General features: G+C 28.1%; 21 protein-coding genes. 18 read left to right on the forward strand and 3 right to left on the reverse strand.

What is annotated here, in order from left to right:
- Positions 1-377: 377 nt before the first annotated feature.
- From RWY47_RS17615 to RWY47_RS17680, 14 genes are all read left to right on the forward strand, one after another.
- On the forward strand, positions 378-1064 hold the full coding sequence (locus RWY47_RS17615; protein WP_142729763.1) for a sugar transferase: 687 nt from the start codon (positions 378-380) through the stop codon (positions 1062-1064).
- An 82-nt stretch (positions 1065-1146) separates the two neighbouring features.
- On the forward strand, positions 1147-2535 hold the full coding sequence (locus tag RWY47_RS17620) for a hypothetical protein (RefSeq protein ID WP_316030382.1): 1389 nt from the start codon (positions 1147-1149) through the stop codon (positions 2533-2535).
- A gap of 10 nt (positions 2536-2545) precedes the next feature.
- Entirely contained in the window at positions 2546-3646 is a 1101-nt protein-coding gene (locus tag RWY47_RS17625; protein ID WP_224170826.1) for a glycosyltransferase family 4 protein, read from the forward strand.
- 2 nt (positions 3647-3648) lie between these two features.
- Positions 3649-4773, forward strand: coding sequence for a glycosyltransferase (locus tag RWY47_RS17630; protein ID WP_053832678.1), 1125 nt, complete (start codon positions 3649-3651; stop codon positions 4771-4773).
- A 19-nt stretch (positions 4774-4792) separates the two neighbouring features.
- Positions 4793-5866, forward strand: coding sequence for a mannose-1-phosphate guanylyltransferase/mannose-6-phosphate isomerase (locus RWY47_RS17635; RefSeq protein ID WP_224170827.1), 1074 nt, complete (start codon positions 4793-4795; stop codon positions 5864-5866).
- Between the two features lie 36 nt (positions 5867-5902).
- Complete coding sequence (locus tag RWY47_RS17640) at positions 5903-7606, forward strand: phospho-sugar mutase (RefSeq protein WP_316030383.1); 1704 nt, start codon at positions 5903-5905, stop codon at positions 7604-7606.
- A gap of 24 nt (positions 7607-7630) precedes the next feature.
- Positions 7631-8545 carry a glycosyltransferase family 2 protein gene (locus tag RWY47_RS17645; protein ID WP_142729768.1) on the forward strand — a complete coding sequence of 305 codons (915 nt, stop codon included), beginning with the start codon at positions 7631-7633 and terminating at the stop codon, positions 8543-8545.
- A 15-nt stretch (positions 8546-8560) separates the two neighbouring features.
- Positions 8561-9400 carry a dTDP-4-dehydrorhamnose reductase gene (gene rfbD, locus RWY47_RS17650; protein ID WP_142729769.1) on the forward strand — a complete coding sequence of 280 codons (840 nt, stop codon included), beginning with the start codon at positions 8561-8563 and terminating at the stop codon, positions 9398-9400.
- Between the two features lie 7 nt (positions 9401-9407).
- Entirely contained in the window at positions 9408-10277 is an 870-nt protein-coding gene (rfbA, locus tag RWY47_RS17655) for a glucose-1-phosphate thymidylyltransferase RfbA (protein WP_142729770.1), read from the forward strand.
- The gene (rfbC, locus tag RWY47_RS17660) at positions 10277-10849 is read left to right on the forward strand and encodes a dTDP-4-dehydrorhamnose 3,5-epimerase (RefSeq protein WP_224170828.1); all 573 of its coding nucleotides are present in this window, start codon (positions 10277-10279) and stop codon (positions 10847-10849) included. The genes rfbA and rfbC overlap by 1 nt, the downstream gene beginning before the upstream one ends.
- Before the next feature lie 4 nt (positions 10850-10853).
- A complete protein-coding gene (rfbB, locus tag RWY47_RS17665; protein ID WP_224170829.1) occupies positions 10854-11861 on the forward strand; it encodes a dTDP-glucose 4,6-dehydratase in 1008 nt (335 codons plus the stop codon).
- Between the two features lie 15 nt (positions 11862-11876).
- Positions 11877-12941 carry a glycosyltransferase family 4 protein gene (locus RWY47_RS17670; protein ID WP_142729773.1) on the forward strand — a complete coding sequence of 355 codons (1065 nt, stop codon included), beginning with the start codon at positions 11877-11879 and terminating at the stop codon, positions 12939-12941.
- Positions 12942-13183: 242 nt separating this feature from the next.
- A complete protein-coding gene (locus tag RWY47_RS17675) occupies positions 13184-15502 on the forward strand; it encodes a DUF4214 domain-containing protein (protein WP_224170830.1) in 2319 nt (772 codons plus the stop codon).
- A gap of 12 nt (positions 15503-15514) precedes the next feature.
- On the forward strand, positions 15515-15919 hold the full coding sequence (locus tag RWY47_RS17680; RefSeq protein ID WP_142729775.1) for a hypothetical protein: 405 nt from the start codon (positions 15515-15517) through the stop codon (positions 15917-15919).
- An 87-nt stretch (positions 15920-16006) separates the two neighbouring features.
- On the opposite strand, the gene RWY47_RS17685 is transcribed toward RWY47_RS17680, so the two are convergent.
- The gene (locus RWY47_RS17685; RefSeq protein ID WP_224170831.1) at positions 16007-16969 is read right to left on the reverse strand and encodes an LCP family protein; all 963 of its coding nucleotides are present in this window, start codon (positions 16967-16969) and stop codon (positions 16007-16009) included.
- A 151-nt stretch (positions 16970-17120) separates the two neighbouring features.
- Between RWY47_RS17685 and RWY47_RS17690 the strand changes: the two genes are divergently transcribed.
- Entirely contained in the window at positions 17121-17654 is a 534-nt protein-coding gene (locus RWY47_RS17690) for a hypothetical protein (protein ID WP_224170832.1), read from the forward strand.
- 4 nt (positions 17655-17658) lie between these two features.
- Positions 17659-18180, forward strand: coding sequence for an amidase domain-containing protein (locus RWY47_RS17695; protein ID WP_150886941.1), 522 nt, complete (start codon positions 17659-17661; stop codon positions 18178-18180).
- Positions 18181-18221: 41 nt separating this feature from the next.
- Here RWY47_RS17695 and manA read toward each other — a convergent pair whose 3' ends face one another.
- The gene (gene manA, locus RWY47_RS17700; RefSeq protein WP_224170833.1) at positions 18222-19166 is read right to left on the reverse strand and encodes a mannose-6-phosphate isomerase, class I; all 945 of its coding nucleotides are present in this window, start codon (positions 19164-19166) and stop codon (positions 18222-18224) included.
- A gap of 132 nt (positions 19167-19298) precedes the next feature.
- Positions 19299-19766 (reverse strand): DUF4358 domain-containing protein, encoded by a 468-nt coding sequence (locus RWY47_RS17705; RefSeq protein ID WP_224170834.1) that lies wholly within the window; start codon positions 19764-19766, stop codon positions 19299-19301.
- 154 nt (positions 19767-19920) lie between these two features.
- On the opposite strand from RWY47_RS17705, the gene uppS reads away from it, so the two are divergent.
- Both uppS and RWY47_RS17715 read left to right on the forward strand, forming a co-directional pair.
- Positions 19921-20565, forward strand: a complete 645-nt coding sequence (uppS, locus tag RWY47_RS17710; RefSeq protein ID WP_021429998.1) for a polyprenyl diphosphate synthase — start codon at positions 19921-19923, stop codon at positions 20563-20565.
- A gap of 72 nt (positions 20566-20637) precedes the next feature.
- Positions 20638-21423: an N-acetylmuramoyl-L-alanine amidase family protein gene (locus RWY47_RS17715; RefSeq protein WP_142729781.1), complete on the forward strand. Its 786-nt coding sequence runs from the start codon at positions 20638-20640 to the stop codon at positions 21421-21423.
- Positions 21424-21444 lie beyond the last annotated feature (21 nt).

Genomic DNA, 21444 nt, shown 5'->3' on the forward strand with positions numbered 1-21444 from the left:
ATTTATAATGACTTAATGAATTTATAGTTAAATAATAAAATTGAAAATATTGTTTTGATTTTATTAGGGTTTACAAATTTATTAACATAATACCATCAAACTAAAAATATATTTATTAAATTAGGAAGGACAAATACAAATGTAAAATATCATAAAGTTTACACAGATTAAAAAAATTAAATTATAAATCTAATATATAAGTTTTGTATAAAAAAGATGACACTTTATATTGAAATTATATGTAATTAAAAATAAGAAAGTAAAATTTATAATAAGATAGAATAATAAGCAATTTTAAGAAGTAATTGCATATTTAAAAATATAATAATATAGTAATTAACGACAAATAATAATATAAAAATGAAAGGGGAGAAAATATGCAAAATAAATATTTAAGCAATAATTCAATAGATATAAGTGATGGGAAATTCGTATATGATGCAGATGCATATGCATCTCCAATGTATCTTTTTTTTAAAAGATTAATTGATATAACAGGGTCTTTGATAGGACTTATAATATTATCACCTATATTTATAGTTGTAAGTATAGCAATTAAGGTAGAAGACCCTAAAGGAAGTATTTTCTTTGGCCAAGAAAGAAATGGGAAATATCCTAAAACCTTTAAAATGTATAAATTTAGATCTATGGTTCACAATGCAGAAGAGTTACTAGAACAATTGAAAGCGCAAAATGAAATGAATGGACCAGCGTTTAAAATGAAAAATGATCCTAGAATAACTAAGGTAGGTAAATTTATAAGAAAAACTAGTATAGATGAACTACCACAATTAATAAATATATTAAAAGGAGATATGAGTTTTGTGGGTCCTAGACCTCCTATTCCAAGAGAAGTTGCAGAGTACGATGAATACCAATTACAAAGGTTATCGGTTAAGCCGGGATTAACTTGTTATTGGCAAGTAAGTGGAAGAAATAATATAGATTTTGAAGAATGGATAGAACTAGATTTGAAATATATAAAAGAAAGAAATATATTTATAGATATTAAACTTATAATGATGACTATACCAGCATTATTAGGAGATAAAAATGCATCATAATAAAATGTATTTTAGACAAAAGCTTAAAATAAAAAATATTAAGCTTTTGTCAATTTTGTTTAAAAAGGAGATAGCTTAAAATATGAGCATTATGTATATAGGATGGGTAATTATACCTCTTATGATTTTTTTAAGTATAAAATTGGATATATCTAATTTTGTATTATTAACTTTATTTACCTCTTTTTTCACATCAACAGCAGTTGCATATGTTGAATATTTAGATTTATATATAGGATTACAACAGTTTATGGCAGGACTTCTTATATGTAAATTTATTTATGAATTAATTATAATTAAAAATATAAAATATAAAAATGTAAATGTATTTTTAACATTGTTCATTTTATATGCGAGTATATCGATATTTATACCTTTATTTTTTGATAAAACAGATAGTTATGTAATAGGTGTTAGCTCTCATATGGACTTTTCTCCTGTAAGATTTTCTTTAAGTAATATAACTCAGTTAATATACTTATTATTAGGATTTATAGTTTACTTCACATCATATACTTCTATTGATCGCGAATATAGTAGATATGAAAATTTTATGAATAAGTTTAATGATGTAATTTTATATAGTGGAATATCTTTAGGAGTTTTAGGTATTATCCAGATGTTCTTAAATTATAAAATATTTGATTTATTATTTAGACACTATAACTACAATATTCAGCAAGTTGATTTTTTAAACTTAGTTGTCAACAGACCATCGGGGCCAACAGGTGAGCCTTCTTTTTATGCATTAGCATTAGTACCAATTTTATGCTATGTTATTTATAACTTTAAAAATTACATTAAAAAAGTTAATATATATATATATATAATTTATATATTTACGATGGTAATACCTTTAGTAGTATCTAAGAGCAGTAGTTTTTTAATCGGTATGTTTTTGTTTATAGGTATTTTAATAATATTGGCTATAAACAAATTTATTAAAAATTATAAAAATGTAAAGGCAAGTTTCTTGAACTCAGAAAGAAGAGGTTTAATTTTATTAGGGATAACTATATTTTTTGTTATATCTATTGCTATTGTTATATACCTTATTAATACGGATATATTCAGAGACTTTTTATTTAAAATTAAAGGTGGAGGGGTATCAGGGAGTGAAAGAACTATAGCATTAATGCAGCATTTACAGGTGTTTAAAGATAATTTTTTATTTGGTGTTGGGTTTGGAAGCCTAAGGTCAAAAGATTTAATGTCTACATGGTTAGCAGCTATGGGTATAGTAGGAAATACTTTATTTGCTATATTCTTGATTAAACAATTATATCAGTTATTTAAGATAAATAAATCTGAAACTATATCTTTAGCTATATTAATAACAATTAGTTGGGGGATATTATTTATTTCAGTTCCAGAGCCATACTACCTATATCTATGGATATACTTTGCAATAGCAGACTATGTAATATTAAATAGTGATGAAAAAATATATGTAAACAAAAAATTGAAATAAGGTGACAAATATGAATTCAGTTATAATAAATGGATTACAATATGCTAAAAATGGAGCAGGAATATCTAGGTACACACATAAGTTAGCACAATATATGGATAGAAGTGTTGATATACTTATTCATAGAAGTGTGGAATCTAGTTTTAGACAAGATAATATTAAAGTTTTAGATAGAGAAATAAATGGAAGTAAAGATAGAATTTTAGAAGAACAGTTAAATAGTATAAAAATATTTAAAAAATATGAGTTAGTACATTTTCCAGATTATGCAACTCCTATACTGTATAGAGGCAAAAAAGTAGCTACGATACATGACATGGCTATGCATACTATGGAAGATAAATATACAAAGAGTCAAGTTTTTATAAAAAAATTTTTCATGAAAAATACAATAAATAAAGCTGATAAGTTGATATGTATTTCTAATTTTACAGCAAAAGAATTGAAAAAATATTACCCATATGTAGATGAGAAAAAAATTGAAGTCGTTTATAATGGATTTGAATATACTCATGTAGATATAAGTAAATCAGATCAAGATGGTATATTAAATAAATTTAATATAGATGGAAAATATTTATTGTATGTGGGAACTATATCTCCACATAAAAACTTAGAAAGATTAATAGAGGCATTTTCAATATTAAGAAAAAAAGGGTACAACCATAAACTTGTTATAGCAGGTAAAAAAGGATGGATGTATAATGAAATTCTTAATAAATCAAAAGAATTAGGCATAGAAAATTATGTGATTTTTACTGATTATGTAACAGATGAAGAATTAGAAATCTTATATAGATGTGCAGATGTTTTTACATTCCCTTCTCTTTATGAAGGGTTTGGATTCCCGCCTATAGAAGCTATGGCGAGAAAAATACCAGTTGTTTCCTCAAGCGAAGGTGCATTAGATGAGGTTGTTGGGGATGCAGCATTAATCTGCAATGCATATGATATTAATGATATAGCTTCTAAAATAGAAGATGTAATAACTAATGAAAATTTAAAAAATGATTTGATTGAAAAAGGCATAAAGAGGAGCAGTTATTTTTCTTGGGAAAAAACTGCAAGACAAACCTATGAAATATATCAAAAAGTATTAAGAGGAGAATAATTATGAAAGTTGCTTTAGCACATGACTGGTTAACCAATATGGGTGGAGCTGAAAAGGTTGTTATAAACTTTAAACAAATATATGAAGATTCACCAATATACACAGTATCTTATAATGAACAAAATTTAGATCCAGAATTAAGAAATATTGATGTAAGAACTACATTTATTGACAAATTACCTAAAGGTAAAACAAATCACCAAATGTTTTTACCTTTTATGCCAACAGCTTGGGAGCAATTAGACTTTACTGATTATGATGTAGTATTATCAAGCTCATCTTCTTGTGCAAAAGGAATTATTACTGCACCAGATACAGCACATATATGTTACTGCCATTCACCTATGAGATATGCATGGGAGTTCTATTATGAATATATGGAAAGAGAAAAACTAGGAAAAGCTAAGAAAAAACTTATAAAATATATAATGAACTACATACGTATGTGGGATAAAGCATCTGCAGATAGAGTTGACTATTATGTAGCAAATTCTAAAAATGTAGCAAAAAGAATTTATAAACACTACAGAAGAGAAGCTGATGTAATTCATCCTCCAGTTAAAGGTTCATATTTTAATATATCGGATAAGGATGAAGGATACTTCCTTATAGTTTCTAGATTAGTACCATATAAAAGAATAGATCTAGCTGTAGAAGCATTTAATGAATTAGGACTACCACTAGTGGTTATAGGCGGGGGATCTCAGTTAGAGTACTTAAAGTCTATAGCAAAAGATAATGTTAAGATAATGGGAAGACAACCGGATGAAGTAATAAAAGAGCATTATGCTAACTGTAGAGCATTTATATTCCCTGGGGAAGAAGATTTTGGAATAACGCCATTAGAAGCTCAAGCGAGTGGAAGACCAGTAATAGCATTTGGCAAAGGTGGAGCATTAGAGACTGTAGTATCTGAAAGAACTGGATTATTCTTTGAAGATCAAAAAACAGATGAATTAGTAAAAGCTGTAAAACAGTTTGAAAAAATGAATTGGGACAAAGAAGATATAAGAAAACATGCATTAACTTTTGATGAAGAAATATTCAAGTCAAAGATTAAGAATTATGTGGATGAAAAACATTTAGAACATAAGAACAAAATGAACAGTATAGGTAGAGTATTATAAAAAAATCGGAGTGATAGATATGAATATATTTAATGTAATAATGGCTGGAGGCGGAGGAACTAGATTCTGGCCTATGAGTAGACAAGCTAGCCCAAAGCAACTATTAAATTTAAGTGGAGTAGATACACTAATTAATGAAACTATAGATAGAATTAGCTCTATTTCTGATAAAAATAATTTATATATAGTAACTAATGAAACTCAAAGTGATTTATTAAAGGAAACTGTGCAAGATAAATGTATACATGAAAATGTACTTCAAGAACCATCAGCTAGAAATACTGCAGCAGCAATAGGTTTTGCTGCATTTAGCATAATGAAAAAACATGGTGATGGAGTGATGTGTGTGTATCCAGCTGATCACTATATAAAAGATGAAGAAGGATATATAAATACAATTAATGATGCAATAAAAGTTGCTAGTGAAAATGATAAATTAGTAACTATAGGTATAAATCCTACATTTCCATCTACAGGATACGGATATATAAACTTTGATAAAGACGAAAGTTATGATAATGGAGCATATAAAGTATTAGAATTTGTAGAAAAGCCTAATTATGAGAAGGCTAAAGAATATGTTAAATCTCAAAAATATGTATGGAATAGTGGAATGTTTGTATGGAAGGTTTCTAAAATATTAGAAGATTTCAAAAGATATTTGCCAAAAGTGTATGATAAGTTGGAACAACTTTCAAAATATATAGGAACAGACCAAGAATTTGAAATGATAAAACAAATTTATCCTACGATTCCATCTATATCTATAGATTATGGGATTATGGAGAGAAGTGATGATGTAGTTGTAGTGCCTGGTGAATTCGGTTGGAATGATGTCGGATCATGGGATGTACTAGGAGCTATATATGATACAGATGAGCAAGGGAATATAAAAAGAGGTGAAACTATATCTATTGATACTGAAAATTCTGTAGTTTACTCAGAAGATAAATTGATAGCTACAGTTGGAATAAAAGATTTGATAGTTGTTTCAACGGAAGATGCAGTAATGGTATGTAAAAAAGATAAGGCTCAAGATGTTAAACTAATTGTAGAAAAATTAAAAGAAGAAGGAAAAACTAAGTATCTATAGTATACTTAAAACTTTTAAAACAAGAGGTGGATAATTATGGAATATATGAAAAATTATGATGAATGGATAAATAATCCTTATTTTGATGACGAAACTAAAAAAGAATTATTAAGTATAAAAAATAATGAAAAAGAAATAGAAGATAGATTTTATAAAAACTTAGAATTTGGAACAGGTGGACTAAGAGGGGTAATTGGAGCTGGTACAAATAGAATAAATGACTATACAGTAAGAAGAGCAACTTTTGGACTTGCAAATTATATATTACAAAAATGTGGAGATGAAGGCAAGTCAAAAGGTGTTGTAATAGCATATGATAGTAGACATAAATCAGCAGAGTTTTGTCTAGAAACAGCTAAAACTTTAGCTGCTTGTGGAATAAAGGCATATATATTTGATAGCTTAAGACCAACTCCAGAATTATCTTTTGCTGTTAGATATTTAGGATGTACAGCTGGAGTTGTAATAACTGCTAGCCATAATCCACCAGAATATAATGGATATAAAGTATACTGGACTGATGGAGGACAAGTATGCCCAGATATTGCTTCAGAAATTATTAAAGAAGTTAACGAGGTAAAAGAGTATAGTATTATACCAACTATAAGTAAAAATGAAGCTATAGAAAAAGGGTTACTAAAAATTATAGGTGAAGAGGTAGACAAAGCATTTGTAGAAGCGGTTAAAACTCAAGTTCTTAGACAAGATATAATAGACAAAGTTGGAAATGAGATAAAAATATTTTTCACACCTATACATGGTACAGGAAATGTTCCTATAAGAACTGCACTTAAAGAAGTTGGATTTAAAAATGTGGAGGTAATAAAAGAACAAGAGTTACCAGATCCTAATTTCTCTACAGTAAAATATCCAAATCCTGAAGAAAAAGAAGTTTTCAATATAGCTATAGAAAAAGCGAAAAAAGAAGGGGCTGACATAATAATAGGAACAGACCCAGACTGCGATAGAGTTGGAGTTGTAGTTAAAAATACTGAAGGAGAATACATAGTATTAAATGGAAATCAAGTAGGATCATTACTAGTTAATTATATATTAGAAAATTTAACTAATGAAAATAAACTTCCAGTTAATCCTACAATTGTAAAAACTATAGTTACATCAGAATTAGGATCAGTAATAGCAAAATCTTTTGGAGTAGAATCTATAGATACTTTAACTGGATTTAAATTTATAGGTGAAAAAATTCATGAATTTGAAAATAATAATGAAAAAACATTTATAATGGGATATGAAGAAAGCTATGGATACTTAGTTGGAACTCATGCTAGAGATAAAGATGCTGTTGTTGCAGCTTTATTAATATCTGAAATGGCAGCATTCTATTATGATAAAGGTATGAGTTTATACGAAGGTTTAATGGGAATTTATAAAAAATACGGATATTTTAGAGAAGAATTAAAATCTATAACTTTAAAAGGTATAGATGGAATGGAAAAAATAAAATCTATAATGAATTACTTTAGAAATTCCAATATAGAATCGATAGGTAGTTTAAGCATAAAAGAATTAAAGGACTATTCAAATGGTATAGATGGTCTTCCAAAATCAGATGTACTAAAATTTATATTAGAAGACAATTCATGGATAGCTATAAGACCATCGGGAACAGAACCTAAGATAAAGTTCTATTTTGGATGTAATGGTAAAGATAAAAATATAGTTGATGAAAAAATATCAAATTTAATGGATGATATTGTCAAAAAAACTGAGGCTATATAAATAGTTATCTTAAAAGGAGTAATTATGAAAAATAATCCAAGTGTTCATATAATACTACTTAACTATAATGGATATAAAGATACAATAGACTGCATAAAAAGCTTGCAGTCTATTGAGTATCCAAATTGTAAAATAGTTGTAGTAGATAATAAATCAACTAATGAATCAGAAAAACATATAAAAGAATTTATAAAAGAAAATAAATTTGTACATTTTATACAAACTGGAAAAAATTTAGGTTTTTCAGGTGGAAATAATGTAGGAATAGAATGGTCTTTAAAAAATGGAGCAGATTATATATGCTTATTAAATAATGATACAACTGTAGAACCTGATTTTTTAAATAGTTTAATTGATGAAATGGAAAATAATAGTGATATAGGGGTATCTGCGGGAAAAATAATGTATTACAGTAAACCAGATACTATATGGTCAGCTGGAGGATATATAGACGAATCTAAGTGTTTAGGCTATCACTATGGAATAAATTGTAAAGATAGTGAAGAATATAACATTAAGAAAGAAGTAACGTTTTTGACTGGATGCTTGCAGTTAATTAAAACAGACGTAATAAAAAATATAGGGTTATATGATGATTCATATTTTTTATATATGGAAGATGTTGATTTTTGTTATAGAGCAAGACTAAACGGATATAAAATAATGTATATACCAGAAAGTAAAATCTACCATAAAGTAAGTGCATCTACAGGTGGAGAACAATCTCCTATGGTATTATATTATATGACTAGAAATGTTATGTTATTTAATCAGAAATTCAAAGATACTTTAAACAATAGTGCCAAATTTAATATTTATTGGAAGCTAAAGATGATAGTAGATAGGTTTAGAAGAAAAGATAAATATAAATATATAGAAGAAGGCCTTAAAGATCACAAGATAGGGAAGTATGGGTGTAAAGTCTTTGAATTTAAATAAGAAAGAGGTAATATTATGAAAGTATTAATTACAGGTAGTAATGGTCAATTAGGATTAGAGCTTTCTAAACAATTACATGTGATTAGTAGTTATGATGTCATAAAAACAGATAGAGAAAATCTAAACATATTAGATTTTAAAAGCGTGAATGATGCTATAACTAGAGAAAATCCAGATATTGTTATAAATTGTGCGGCTCATACTGCGGTTGATTTATGTGAAAATGATATAGAGAATGCTTATAAAATAAACGCATTAGGCCCTAGAAATCTAGCAATAGCTTGTGAAAAAATAGGGTCTAAATTTGTGCAAGTTTCTACTGATTATGTATTTGACGGTAGTGGTAAAAGACCATATAGAGAAGATGATATGACTTGTCCTAACTCTATATACGGAACAAGTAAGTTGATGGGGGAAAAGTTTACAAAGGAGTTTTGTTCTAAGTATTTTATAGTGAGAACAGCATGGTTATATGGAGACGGAAATAACTTTGTCAAAACTATGCTTAAATTAGCGGAAACAAATACTGAACTTAATGTTGTAGATGATCAAGTTGGAAGTCCTACTAGTACAGTAGACTTAGCAAAAGCTATAATTGAATTAATGAATACTGAATATTATGGAACATATCATGGGACATGTGAAGGTCAATGTAGCTGGTATGATTTTGCCAAGAAAATTTTTGAATTAAAAAATATAGATATAAAAGTAAATCCAGTTACAAGTGAAGAATTTAAAAGACCAGCACCAAGACCTGCATATTCAGTTCTTGATAACTTTATGTTTAAATTAGTTGGATTAAACTCATTTAGAGATTGGAAAGAATCTTTAGCAGAATACTTAAAAGGAGAGTAGTGGTATTATGAAAGGAATTATATTAGCAGGTGGATCAGGAACAAGATTATACCCTATTACAAAATGTGTATCAAAGCAGGCATTACCTATTTATGATAAGCCGATGATTTATTATCCAATGTCAGTGCTTATGTTAGCAGGAATAAAAGACATTTTAATAATATCAACACCTAGAGATATAAGTGTATTTAAAGAATTATTTGGAAGTGGAGATGAATTAGGTATTAAGATAGAATACGCCGTTCAAGAACATCCAAATGGTCTTGCAGAAGCATTTATAATAGGTGAAGATTTTATAGGTAATGATAAAGTAGCATTAGTTCTTGGAGATAACATATTCTACGGATATGGATTTAGTGAAAGACTTCAAAGAGCGGTAGAAAGAGATGAAGCAACTATTTTTGGATATCAGGTTGCAGATCCAAAAGCATTTGGAGTAGTAGAATTTGATAAAGAGTTTAATGTTTTATCTATAGAGGAAAAACCGGAAGTTCCAAAATCAAATTATGCAGTACCTGGATTATATTTTTATGATAATGATGTAATAGAAATTGCTAAAAATGTTAAACCATCTGAAAGAGGAGAATTAGAAATTACATCAGTTAATAATGAGTATTTAAAAAGAGGAAAGTTAAAGGTAGAGTTATTTGGAAGAGGAATGGCTTGGTTAGATACAGGAACTCACAAAGGATTACTAGATGCATCTAATTACGTTGAGGCTGTTCAAACGAGACAAGGATTATATATAGCCTGCTTAGAAGAAATAGCATATAGAAAAGGATATATAGACAAAGAACAACTTTTAACTTTAGCTAAACCACTTATGAAAACTGATTATGGTAAATACTTAGTAAAAATAGCAGATGAGGTGAGATAATGGGTAACTTCAAATTTATAGAAACTAAAATAAAAGATTTATATATAATAGAGCCTAAAGTATTTGGAGATAATAGAGGATACTTTATGGAGAGTTATAACAGAAAAGATTTTGTAGAAGCTGGACTTGATATGACATTCGTTCAAGACAATGAATCTAAGTCGAAAAAAGGTGTTTTAAGAGGAATGCATTTCCAAACTAAGCATACTCAAGGAAAACTTGTTAGAGTTACTGAAGGGGCTGTTTATGATGTTGCAGTAGACTTAAGAAAGGGATCGCCAACATTTGGTCAATGGGAAGGAATACTTCTTACTTCTGAAAATAAAAAGCAATTTTATGTTCCAGAAGGTTTTGCCCATGGTTTTTTAGTTGTATCTGATGAAGCTGTATTTAATTATAAGTGTACAGATTACTATGCACCAGAATTTGACAGCGGATTATTATGGAATGACCCTGAAGTGGGAATAGAATGGCCTTTAGATGGAATTAAAGAAATATTATTATCAGAAAAAGATAAGGTACAAAAAACATTAAAAGAATTAGACATACCGTTTGAATATAAAGGAGAATAATTTTATGAAAAAGATATTAGTAACTGGAGGAGCAGGTTTTATTGGTGGGAACTTTGTTCATTATATGGTAAATAAATATCCAGACTATATGATAGTTAATTTAGATGCGCTTACTTATGCAGGAAACTTAGAAACATTAAAACCTGTTGAAGATAAGCCTAATTACAAATTTGTAAAGGGTGATATTGCAGATAGAGATTTTGTATTTAACTTATTCAAAGAAGAAAAATTTGATATAGTTGTAAATTTTGCAGCTGAATCTCATGTAGATAGATCTGTAGAAGATCCAGGAATATTTGTAGAAACAAATGTTATAGGAACACAAGTATTATTAGATGCATCAAAAGAGTTTGGAGTTGAAAGATATCACCAAGTTTCTACTGATGAAGTTTATGGAGATTTACCTCTAGATAAGTTAGAATTATTCTTTACAGAGGATACACCTTTAAATCCAAGTTCTCCATATTCAGCATCTAAAGCTTCAGCTGATTTTTTAGTTCATGCATATCAAAGAACTTTTGGATTACCAGCGACAATATCAAGATGCTCTAATAACTATGGTCCATATCACTTCCCAGAAAAATTAATACCATTAATGATATCTAGAGCTTTAAATGATGAATCTCTTCCGGTATACGGAAATGGAGAAAATGTAAGAGATTGGCTACATGTTGAAGATCATTGTTCAGCTATAGATTTAATAATTCATAAAGGAAAAGTTGGAGAAGTATATAATGTTGGTGGACACAATGAAAGAACAAATTTACAAGTTGTTAAAACTATCCTTAAAGCATTAGATAAACCGGAAAGCCTAATAACTTATGTAACTGATAGACCAGGACATGATTTAAGATATGCGATAGATCCAACTAAATTAGAAAATGAATTAGGATGGAAACCTAAGTATAATTTTGATACAGGAATACAACAAACTATTGAGTGGTATTTAGATAATAAAACTTGGTGGGAAAATATATTATCTGGCGAGTATAAAAATTACAAGTTAAAGTAAAAGGGAGGTATTTTAATGAAAATAAACTTTATAATCCCTTTCACTAATTTTACAGGTGGAATTAAAATAGTTTTTGAATATGCAAATAGATTGAAAGAGCATGGACATGATGTATTAATATATGTGCCAATGAAGGCATACTCGTTTTCAGATGAAGGAATAAAATCTTGTTTAAGAGTAGCTAAAGCATCTATTGGAAATACAATCAAAAGAAGAAATGTAGTTGACTGGTTTGATTTAAAGGTTCCTATTAAATTAGTTCCTACTATAAAAAATAAGTTTATAAGAGATGCAGATATAACTGTAGCTACAGCATGGCCAACGGCATATGATGTTAATGATTTAGCTGAAAGTAAAGGAGCTAAGTTTTATTTAATTCAGCACTATGAAATATGGAGTGGAAGTAAAGAAAAAGTTGACAATAGCTATAAGTTGCCATTAAACCAAATAGTAATAGCTAAATGGCTACAAGATTTAATGAGTGAAAAATTTGATAATAAAAGTGAACTAATATATAACGGTATTAATACTGATGAATTCAATAATACAGGAAGAATTAATACTGATGATATAAATGTTTGCATGATGTACCATGATTTGGATTGGAAAGGATTTAAAGACGGGTTAAAAGCCTTTGAAATTGTAAAGAAAAAAAATCCAAATATAAATTTAAAATTGTTTGGAATAAAAGATGGAGAAGATATACCTGAATATGCAGAATTTAAGATGAACCCAACTAGGGAAGAGTTAAAAGATATATACTTAAGTTCGGATGTATTTATCTTCCCAAGCAAGTCTGAGGGATGGGGACTTACAGTAGTAGAGGCTATGGCATGTGGATGCGTAGTAGTTGGGACTAGAACTGGAGCTTTAGATGAAATAGGAAAACATAATGAAAATAGCTTAATCTGTGATCCTGAAGATATTGAAGGTCTTGCTAAAAATTTAGAAATATTAATAAATGATAAAAATTTACTTAAAAAATTATCTGAGGCATCAGTAGAAACTGCAATGAAATTAGACTGGGAAATATCTATTAGCAAAATGCAAGACGTATTTAAATCAAAAATCAAAAACTAAAAACAGTTCACATTTAATAAAAGTTAAATTAGTAGATTAAATGTGAACTAATATATATTAAAAAGTTTAAAGTTAAAATTTTGCACTACTTTGTATAAAAAGTAAGTGTATCTTTTTTGAGTTTATTAAAAGCTCATTATATAATTTAAATCAAGTTTAACATATTACATAAAATTTGAATTTTAATGTTTTAAGTCGGGGTTAATATTGAAAATTTAAATCATGTGAGGGAGATATCAATTATGAAGAAAAGTACGATTAGTTTTTTAATCGCTCTTAATTTATGTTCAATTAATTTGATTGATGTAAATGCAGAAACAAAAGACATGCAAATCATAGAAGAACCTATGCAAAATCAAATACAGGAAAAAGATAAAGAACAAGTTATAACAACAGAAAAAAATGTAAATGAAGATCAAAATAAAGAACAAAACCAACCAGAGATTCAAGAACAAAATAAACAGTCTGTTGAAATAAAAGAAAATCAAATTCAGAATGGGTCATATTCATCAGATGTAAAAGAGAACTGTAAAATACTTATAAAACAATTTTATAAGGGGTTCTATGGAAGAGAAGCAGATAATGATGGACTAGAATATTGGTCAAATGAGATAGTTAGTCAAAGAAGAACGGTAGCTAATGTTTTTGAGTGTTTTATAAATAGTGATGAATGTAAGAGTAAAAATTATAATAATGAAGAATATGTAAAAGCGTTGTACATAGGATTACAAGGTAGAGAACCGGATGCAGCTGGACTAGAATATTGGACAAGTCAACTTGGATTAGGACAAAGCAGAAAAGTTGTATTATACAATATATTTAACTCTAATGAGTTTCAAACTAAGTTAGATCTAATGGGAATAAAAAACAAAGGTCAAATAGACTTAGATTTAAATGACAATAAGGGAAGTGTTAAAAATTTAATAAATCAATTTTATAAGGGCATTTATGGAAGAGAAGCGGATAATGGAGGATTAGAGTTTTGGTCAAGCCAAGTTCTAGACGGTAAACAAAGTATAGCAGACATTTTACTTGTATTTACAAATAGTGAAGAATGTAAGAGTAAAAACTACACTAATGAAGAATATGTGAAGTCTATATACACAGCTTTATTTAATAGAACTCCTAATAATGAAGAATTAAACTATTGGGTAGGGGTTTTAGAGTCTGGAAATTCAAGAGTTTCTGTGTTAGCTATAAACATGAATTCAAAAGAATTCCAAGAAAATTTAGATAATATAGGAATTAAAAATAAAGGAACTATAGATACAAGTTTAGATGATAGAAAAGGTGAAGTAAAGGGAATAGTAGAGAACTTTTATCTAGGATTCCATGGAAGAAAAGCAGATCCAAGTGGAGCAAATTTCTGGGCGGATCAAATTATAAGTGGAAATAGAAGTGTGGCGCAAGTAGTAGATTCTTTTATAAATAGTGATGAGTTTAAAAATAAAGGATATTCAAGTGAAGAGTATGTAAAAGCTGTATATAAAGGTATTTTAGGCAGAGAAGCTGATATTGGCGGATTAAATTTTTGGCTAAATCAAATTGTAAATGGTGGAAGTAAAAAGTATGTTTTAAAATGTATATTTAACTCTCCAGAGTTCCAAGATAAAGTCAAAAGTATTGGGATAAAAAATATAGGGGACATTGAATTATCTTCTAATGAAGTACAAAGTACAGTTGGAAAAGCTAGAATTAAAGTTAGTGCTTTAAATTTACGAAAAGAACCTAGTTTAGAGGCTGATGTGTTAACTACAATGCAATCAGGTGATAGAGTAGTTATTTTAGGAAGAGTAAAAACTGATTTAACATATTATCAAATAGAGTATGTTAAAAATGGGAAAATTTATAATGGATATGCTAGCATGTTTGTAAGTGGAGTTAATACAACTGAAATTTTTGAAGATAATTTAAATAATGAGTTCTTAGGTGTGTTATCAGAAAGATATGAATCTAATGGAGATCCAGGACTTGTATCAAGTGGAAATGGAGATTATGGTGGAAAGTCATATGGTGCATGGCAGTTCTCTTCCACAATGGGATCATTGGATGAATTTGTTAGCTGGTTGAGAAATGAAAATAATGAATTTTATAAAAAATTAACTGATGCAAGAGCATTAGATGATAATACAAATTGCGGACCTAATTTCGATAAAGCTTGGAAAGAAATTGCACAAAATCATAATAATACATTCTATAATTTACAACACAAATATGTAAAAGAGAATTTTTACGATAAACTAGTAAATAAATTATTAAAATCAGGTGATTTTTCAAATGTAGTATCTACATTTGCAGGTCGTAATGTACTATGGTCAACAGCAGTTCAGCATGGAGTTACAGGATCATATAGAATAATATCACCACTACAAAGTAAGTGTAATAATGTAGAAGATTTTATAAAAGCGGTATATGCAGAAAGAGGACGTAAAGATGAAAATGGGCAGTTAGTTTATTTTGCAAATAACTCTCAGGCTGTTCAAGATAGCGTTGCGAAAAGATTTATTAGAGAACAAGAAGATGCTATACAATGTTATAGATATAGTTTAGAAAATAAATAGAGGAAAACGTAGATGAGTAAAAAAATAATTAAATACATATTAATAATGCTTTTAGTTGTGTCTGGATTATATTTTGCAGTTCACAGTTTAGGTAAAAAGGGTGCGGATGTAGATAGTGCAAATATTAGTAAACAAGACAATAAAGACGAATATGATTTGAAAAGCAAAGAATATAAAGAAAAGAATAAAAAGTCAAATACTGATTTTACTTTAGATAAAGCCATTGAATTTTGTAAAACAAAATATGGAAATGATGCAGATACAGTATATGTTGGAAATGAAGACATGGAAAATGTAAATGGAAAGACGGGATATATAGTTCAAATTAAATCAAAAGAACTTATGAAACAAGGTGGTACAGGTGTATTATTTACAGTTTTAGTTTGTGAGAATGGAGAAATAATTGAAATAGAGTAATATATGAAGTTTTAATTTAAAAATAATATTTGCTAAAAAACCGATTAAATAGATGTTATAAATAGTCTATCTAATCGGTTTTTTATTTTATTTTTTATATACTTTATCATTAAAAATAAAATCATTAAGTATTGGCAAACACTTATCTTCATCATAACGCCAAACCCATCCAGCGTTTTTATAAATACCACCAGTACTATACTCTTCTATAGGAAATTCTAAAGTTTTAATATTAAAATTATCCATAGATAAAATGGAATTACCGATAGATAAAATATCGGATGTATTCATATTAGTTTTAACATATGGCAAGATGCCATTTATTAAATCAGGGTATTTATTAATTGGCAAATGCTTAGCTTTTTCAAATGAACTTTCAAGTACAAGTCTTTGTCTATTGTCTCGCTCTAGAGCACTATCGTTATACCTAATTCGGCTATAAGCTAAGGATTGATAACCATTTAGTTTTTGTTTACCTGAATACTCTATATTTTTCATAGGATTTTTATTTTTATTTTGGTCAAAAGAATAACATTCTGGTATATATCGATTTAATTCTTGTATTTCATTAGGTTTTACATCAACAACAATTCCATTTAAAGTATCAATTATATTAATGAATGAGAAAAAATTCACAACAACATAATTTTGAATATCTATTTTAAAATTAGATTCAAGTGTTTCTAATAATAAATTAAGGCCTCCATAAGCATATGCATGTGTTAGCTTTTGCTTTCCGTGATTAGGAATCTCTACATATGTATCTCTAGCTAAAGATGTAAGCTTTAGGTTTTTATGCTTATTATCTACAGTTAAAATCATCATGGCATCAGATCTAGATTTTTCCTCGGTATTTCTAGCATCTGTTCCAACTAATAAAATATTAGTTATTCCTTTTTCGGATGAATAATTTGTTTCTTTAAGTGATTTTATGGATGAAGATGGATCGTATACTTTATTTATTTTAGAGTGAATATAACCAAATATGCTTACAGGTAATAATACTAAAATGATTATAATGAAAATAAAGACTTTTTTAAAAATAGACATAGTATCCCCCTTTTATATAAAAATTTTGCTTTGTATATATTTATATTAAACTAAAAATACATATTTAACATCAATAAATAAAAAAACTTATATCAAAATTTACAATGCTATCATACATAATAATATAGTTTAAACACAGGAGGCTATTTAAATGGTAGATATAAAAAAAAGATATATAGACATAATAGATAAAAAATTTAACTGTATAATAGAATATCCTGTAATAGAGAATATACACAATGATTTATTTATAGAATATATAAATAAAAAAATACATGATGATATATTAATTTTTAAAGAAATATCTATGGATGAATATACACACTCTAATATTAATACTATTATTTTTACAGAGTTTAAAGAGCATGTGAATCAAAATAATATAATTAGCATATCTATAATATTTTCAGAAATTTACAATTCTAACAAAACAATAAACTATATAAATACTTATAATTTTGATCTTAAAAGAAAGAGAGAGTTGCTAATTGAAGATATTTTCAAAACTACAGGACTTATAGAGAGCAATATGGGACAAAAATTTTATATAACAAAGGACTATGTATCTATAGTATTTTCTTCATATGAAAATAAAGATACATGCGATATAGACGAAATTAAAATTTATTTTAAAGATAATGAAAGTGACATATCAAATTACATTAAAAGCTATGTAATGGAGTGATAATATGAGATTCTTAAATGAATATAATAGAGAATCAGCAGTTGATTATGCTAGGACTTGGGCTTTATATAGAAATCCTAAATACAAAGACTATGACCCATGGGGCGGGGACTGTACTAATTATATATCTCAGTGTATACATGCAGGTGACATACCGTTTGACCATGAAGGAAAAGATATAATGCACAAATGGTATTGGTATAGTGATTTTAGTAGAACTCCAACTTGGACATCTGCAGATGCATTTGGTAGATATGTTTTAAATAACAATCAATATAAAGCAGAAAATTACGGTATATATGCAGTGCTAGCAGATTATGATGAGTTAGAAAAAGGAGATTTAGTTCAATTAATATATCAAGGTAGTGCATATCACACGATGATAATAAGTGAAGTAATATTAGATGATAGAAATTACTTACTAGATTACTTAATATGTCAGCATACAGATGACTTGATAGATTTTCCTTTAAGTGAAAAAGAAGGAGAGAGAAGATATATAAAAATACTAGGTTATTATAAATAAGTAAAAGGGATGTATTAAAATAAATATGCATCCCTTTTTAACTACATATGAGAAATTATTAATTGTAAATTACCTATTAGTTTAAATTCTCCAAAGTTATTAGGTAATATAAAGTTATCGCCTTTATTTAAACTATATTCATTTGAATTTGATACTAGTTTTCCGCTACCATCTATGACACTATATAATTCGAATGGCTTATCTTGTGTTGAACTATACTCAGTGAAAACATCTAATTTATGAACGCTAAAAAATTCATTACTTACAAATGTTGTAAGTTTAAAGTTATTATTTTCAATAATATTGTAGTCAGGTTTATTTTCAACATGAGGGACTGTAGTAACAGCTATAGATTTATCTACATGAAGTTCTCTTTTATTCCCATTAGAGTCAACTCTATCATAATCATAAACTCTGTAAGTAGTATCAGAATTTTGTTGAGTTTCCAAAACTAGAGTTCCCTTGCATAAAGCATGTATTGTTCCGCTAGGGACATAGAAAAAGTCTCCTTTGTTAACCTTAACCCTTTTAAGTAAATCACTCCATTTGTTATTTGAAATCATATATTCTAACTCTTCTTTAGATTTAGCATTGTGTCCAAAAATCATTTCAGCATTATCATCGCAATCTATTATGTACCAGCATTCAGTTTTACCTAATTCTCCGTTTTCGTTTTCCTTAGCATACTCATTATCAGGATGAACTTGAACTGATAAATTATCATTAGCATCTAATATTTTTGTAAGTAATGGAAATTTATCTCCGGGCATATTTCCAAATAGTTCTTTGTGATTAGACCATAAGTCGGATAAAGTAATACCTTTAAACATTCCATTTATAACTTCGCAATCTCCATTTTCATGAGAACTTATAGCCCAACATTCACCTGTATTTTCAGATGGAATTTCATAGTTAAACTTATCTCTTAATGCAGTTCCTCCCCATATTCTGTACATAAACAATGGTTTTAAAAATAACGGTTCCATGAATACCCTCCTAAAATTAAAATAATATATCTAAAGTGATTATATAACATATTTAATAAAAAAAACAACAAGACTTAGAAGTACTTAAACTACTAATAGCTAACTAACAGAATAAAGCAGATAGATCAATTGTTATTTCTGAATAGTATTTAAAATTACTTTTTCAATCTCATCTGCGTTTGGAGTAGCTATAAAATATACATAGTTGCCTATTGTCTTCAATATTGAATTTGATACACTTTCCATATTATCTTCTCCACCATATCCATCAGCAAATAGTTTTAGTGAATTATTTTTATATTTTTCTAAAGCGTTAATTATAACTTCAGGATTATCAGTTTTAATAACTATCACATCTCTTAATTTAACATTTATCATAGCACTTAACATAAAGCCTTCGTTAATATCATTTTTTACAGAACTAAGAGCATGGAATTCTGAAGCGGGAATATCATTTAAAGGATCTACGTCTAAAAGATTATTTTTTAATATAGCATCTTTAATTTCACTTACAGGTAAGTCTTTAATATCTGATTTAGAAGAGCAACCTACAAGTAAAAAAGTAAAAAGTAAAAAAACTAAAAACAAATTTTTCCTCATGTAATACCTCCGAATTAAAATATATTTATAGTTTACTATAAATATAATAAATAATGGAGTTATTTTATTGAAAATTTAAAAAATTTTAATAAAATATTTTAAATTGTGTAAAATTTCTATATGTGTCAATAATTCACATCAAGAGGTGATTAAAATGAGAATTCCAAAACATGTAGGAATAATACCAGATGGAAATAGAAGGTGGGCTGAATCTAATGGCCTTACTAAAGACAAAGGGTATGATAATGGACTAGATCCAGGACTTGAAGCATACAGGGTATGCAGAGATATAGGCGTAGATGAAGTTACATTTTATGGATTTACTACGGATAATACAAAGAGACCTGCACCACAGACCAAAGCTTTTACTGATGCGTGTGTAAATGCAGCTAAGATGTTAGTAGACGAAGGAGCATCTTTATTGGTTATAGGAAATACGAGTTCGCCGATGTTCCCAAAGGAACTAATTCCATATACTAGTCGTACAGAAGCTAAGGATGGGCAAATAAAAGCTAATTTGTTAGTTAACTATGGGTGGCATTGGGACCTAAATACATTATCTACTGCTAAAGGAAATAATAAAAACAATATACATGAATACATACAGTCTTTTGACGTATCTAGATTAGATTTAATAATAAGATGGGGTGGAAGAAGAAGGCTAAGTGGTTTTTTACCTGTACAATCTATATATGCAGATTTTTATGTTTTAGATGATTACTGGCCAGATTTTAAACACAACCATATACATGAAGCAATAAATTGGTATAGCAAACAAGATATTACTTTAGGCGGATAAGGTTAGTCATATTGAAAATATAATCGAAAAATGCTAAAATTAACCTGAATTATAGAGTAGAAGGGTGGATGTATGGCAAAGAAGAAAAAAACTGTTAAGAGAAAAAGAATAAAAAAATCAAGACTATTAATTTTAGTATTTTTATTATTAGCAATTATATTTTCAATAATGTTTGGGTTAAAGATGTTAGCAGGGTCAACGAGTGAGGATAAAACAAAAACTGATTCTAAAAGCAATGAGACTAAAACTCAAGACAATACTGAAATTGAACATCTTAGCTTGGATGAAGACAAATCAAAAGGGAAAATTAAAATATTGATAGATCCTGGGCATGGAGGAAATGATGCAGGAGCTAAGGGCGTAGATGGCAGCTTAGAAAAAAATATATCCTTAGAAATTGCAAAGAAAGTAGCAGGAGATTTATCTCAATATGAAGATTTAGAAGTTATTCTAACTAGGACAGAAGATACATATGTATCTTTAGAAGAAAGAAGCAAAATGGCTAATGAGCAAGGGGTAAATATGGTTGTTTCAATACACTTAAATTCAGAAAGTGGAGGAAGATCCGCGTCTGGAACAGAGACATATTATCAGTCTAATAATATTGATGGATCAGAAAAATTAGCTAAATCTATACAAGATACAATATGTTTATATTTAGATACTAAAAATAGAGGTATTTATCCTTCTAACTTAGAAATTTTAAGAGAGACAGAAATGCCATCAGTTTTAGTAGAGGCTGGATTTATAAGTAATAAGGAAGAAGAAAAAAAGCTTAGTGACTCAAGTTATCAAAATCAAATGGCAGAAGGTATAGCTCAAGGAATACTAAGATACATAGACTCTAAACATAAATAAAAAGAAGTATATATTATATAC

Source organism: Paraclostridium sp. MRS3W1 (genome assembly GCF_032465715.1).
GTDB lineage: Bacteria > Bacillota > Clostridia > Peptostreptococcales > Peptostreptococcaceae > Paraclostridium > Paraclostridium dentum.

What these genes read in the sequence shown, in the direction of transcription:
- RWY47_RS17615 (WP_142729763.1), top strand. Translation starts at nt 378, where the DNA reads ATGCAAAATAAATATTTAAGCAATAATTCAATAGATATAAGTGATGGG.
- RWY47_RS17620 (WP_316030382.1), top strand. Translation starts at nt 1,147, where the DNA reads ATGAGCATTATGTATATAGGATGGGTAATTATACCTCTTATGATTTTT.
- RWY47_RS17625 (WP_224170826.1), top strand. Translation starts at nt 2,546, where the DNA reads ATGAATTCAGTTATAATAAATGGATTACAATATGCTAAAAATGGAGCA.
- RWY47_RS17630 (WP_053832678.1), top strand. Translation starts at nt 3,649, where the DNA reads ATGAAAGTTGCTTTAGCACATGACTGGTTAACCAATATGGGTGGAGCT.
- RWY47_RS17635 (WP_224170827.1), top strand. Translation starts at nt 4,793, where the DNA reads ATGAATATATTTAATGTAATAATGGCTGGAGGCGGAGGAACTAGATTC.
- RWY47_RS17640 (WP_316030383.1), top strand. Translation starts at nt 5,903, where the DNA reads ATGGAATATATGAAAAATTATGATGAATGGATAAATAATCCTTATTTT.
- RWY47_RS17645 (WP_142729768.1), top strand. Translation starts at nt 7,631, where the DNA reads ATGAAAAATAATCCAAGTGTTCATATAATACTACTTAACTATAATGGA.
- rfbD (WP_142729769.1), top strand. Translation starts at nt 8,561, where the DNA reads ATGAAAGTATTAATTACAGGTAGTAATGGTCAATTAGGATTAGAGCTT.
- rfbA (WP_142729770.1), top strand. Translation starts at nt 9,408, where the DNA reads ATGAAAGGAATTATATTAGCAGGTGGATCAGGAACAAGATTATACCCT.
- rfbC (WP_224170828.1), top strand. Translation starts at nt 10,277, where the DNA reads ATGGGTAACTTCAAATTTATAGAAACTAAAATAAAAGATTTATATATA.
- rfbB (WP_224170829.1), top strand. Translation starts at nt 10,854, where the DNA reads ATGAAAAAGATATTAGTAACTGGAGGAGCAGGTTTTATTGGTGGGAAC.
- RWY47_RS17670 (WP_142729773.1), top strand. Translation starts at nt 11,877, where the DNA reads ATGAAAATAAACTTTATAATCCCTTTCACTAATTTTACAGGTGGAATT.
- RWY47_RS17675 (WP_224170830.1), top strand. Translation starts at nt 13,184, where the DNA reads ATGAAGAAAAGTACGATTAGTTTTTTAATCGCTCTTAATTTATGTTCA.
- RWY47_RS17680 (WP_142729775.1), top strand. Translation starts at nt 15,515, where the DNA reads ATGAGTAAAAAAATAATTAAATACATATTAATAATGCTTTTAGTTGTG.
- RWY47_RS17685 (WP_224170831.1), bottom strand. Translation starts at nt 16,969, where the DNA reads ATGTCTATTTTTAAAAAAGTCTTTATTTTCATTATAATCATTTTAGTA.
- RWY47_RS17690 (WP_224170832.1), top strand. Translation starts at nt 17,121, where the DNA reads ATGGTAGATATAAAAAAAAGATATATAGACATAATAGATAAAAAATTT.
- RWY47_RS17695 (WP_150886941.1), top strand. Translation starts at nt 17,659, where the DNA reads ATGAGATTCTTAAATGAATATAATAGAGAATCAGCAGTTGATTATGCT.
- manA (WP_224170833.1), bottom strand. Translation starts at nt 19,166, where the DNA reads ATGGAACCGTTATTTTTAAAACCATTGTTTATGTACAGAATATGGGGA.
- RWY47_RS17705 (WP_224170834.1), bottom strand. Translation starts at nt 19,766, where the DNA reads ATGAGGAAAAATTTGTTTTTAGTTTTTTTACTTTTTACTTTTTTACTT.
- uppS (WP_021429998.1), top strand. Translation starts at nt 19,921, where the DNA reads ATGAGAATTCCAAAACATGTAGGAATAATACCAGATGGAAATAGAAGG.
- RWY47_RS17715 (WP_142729781.1), top strand. Translation starts at nt 20,638, where the DNA reads ATGGCAAAGAAGAAAAAAACTGTTAAGAGAAAAAGAATAAAAAAATCA.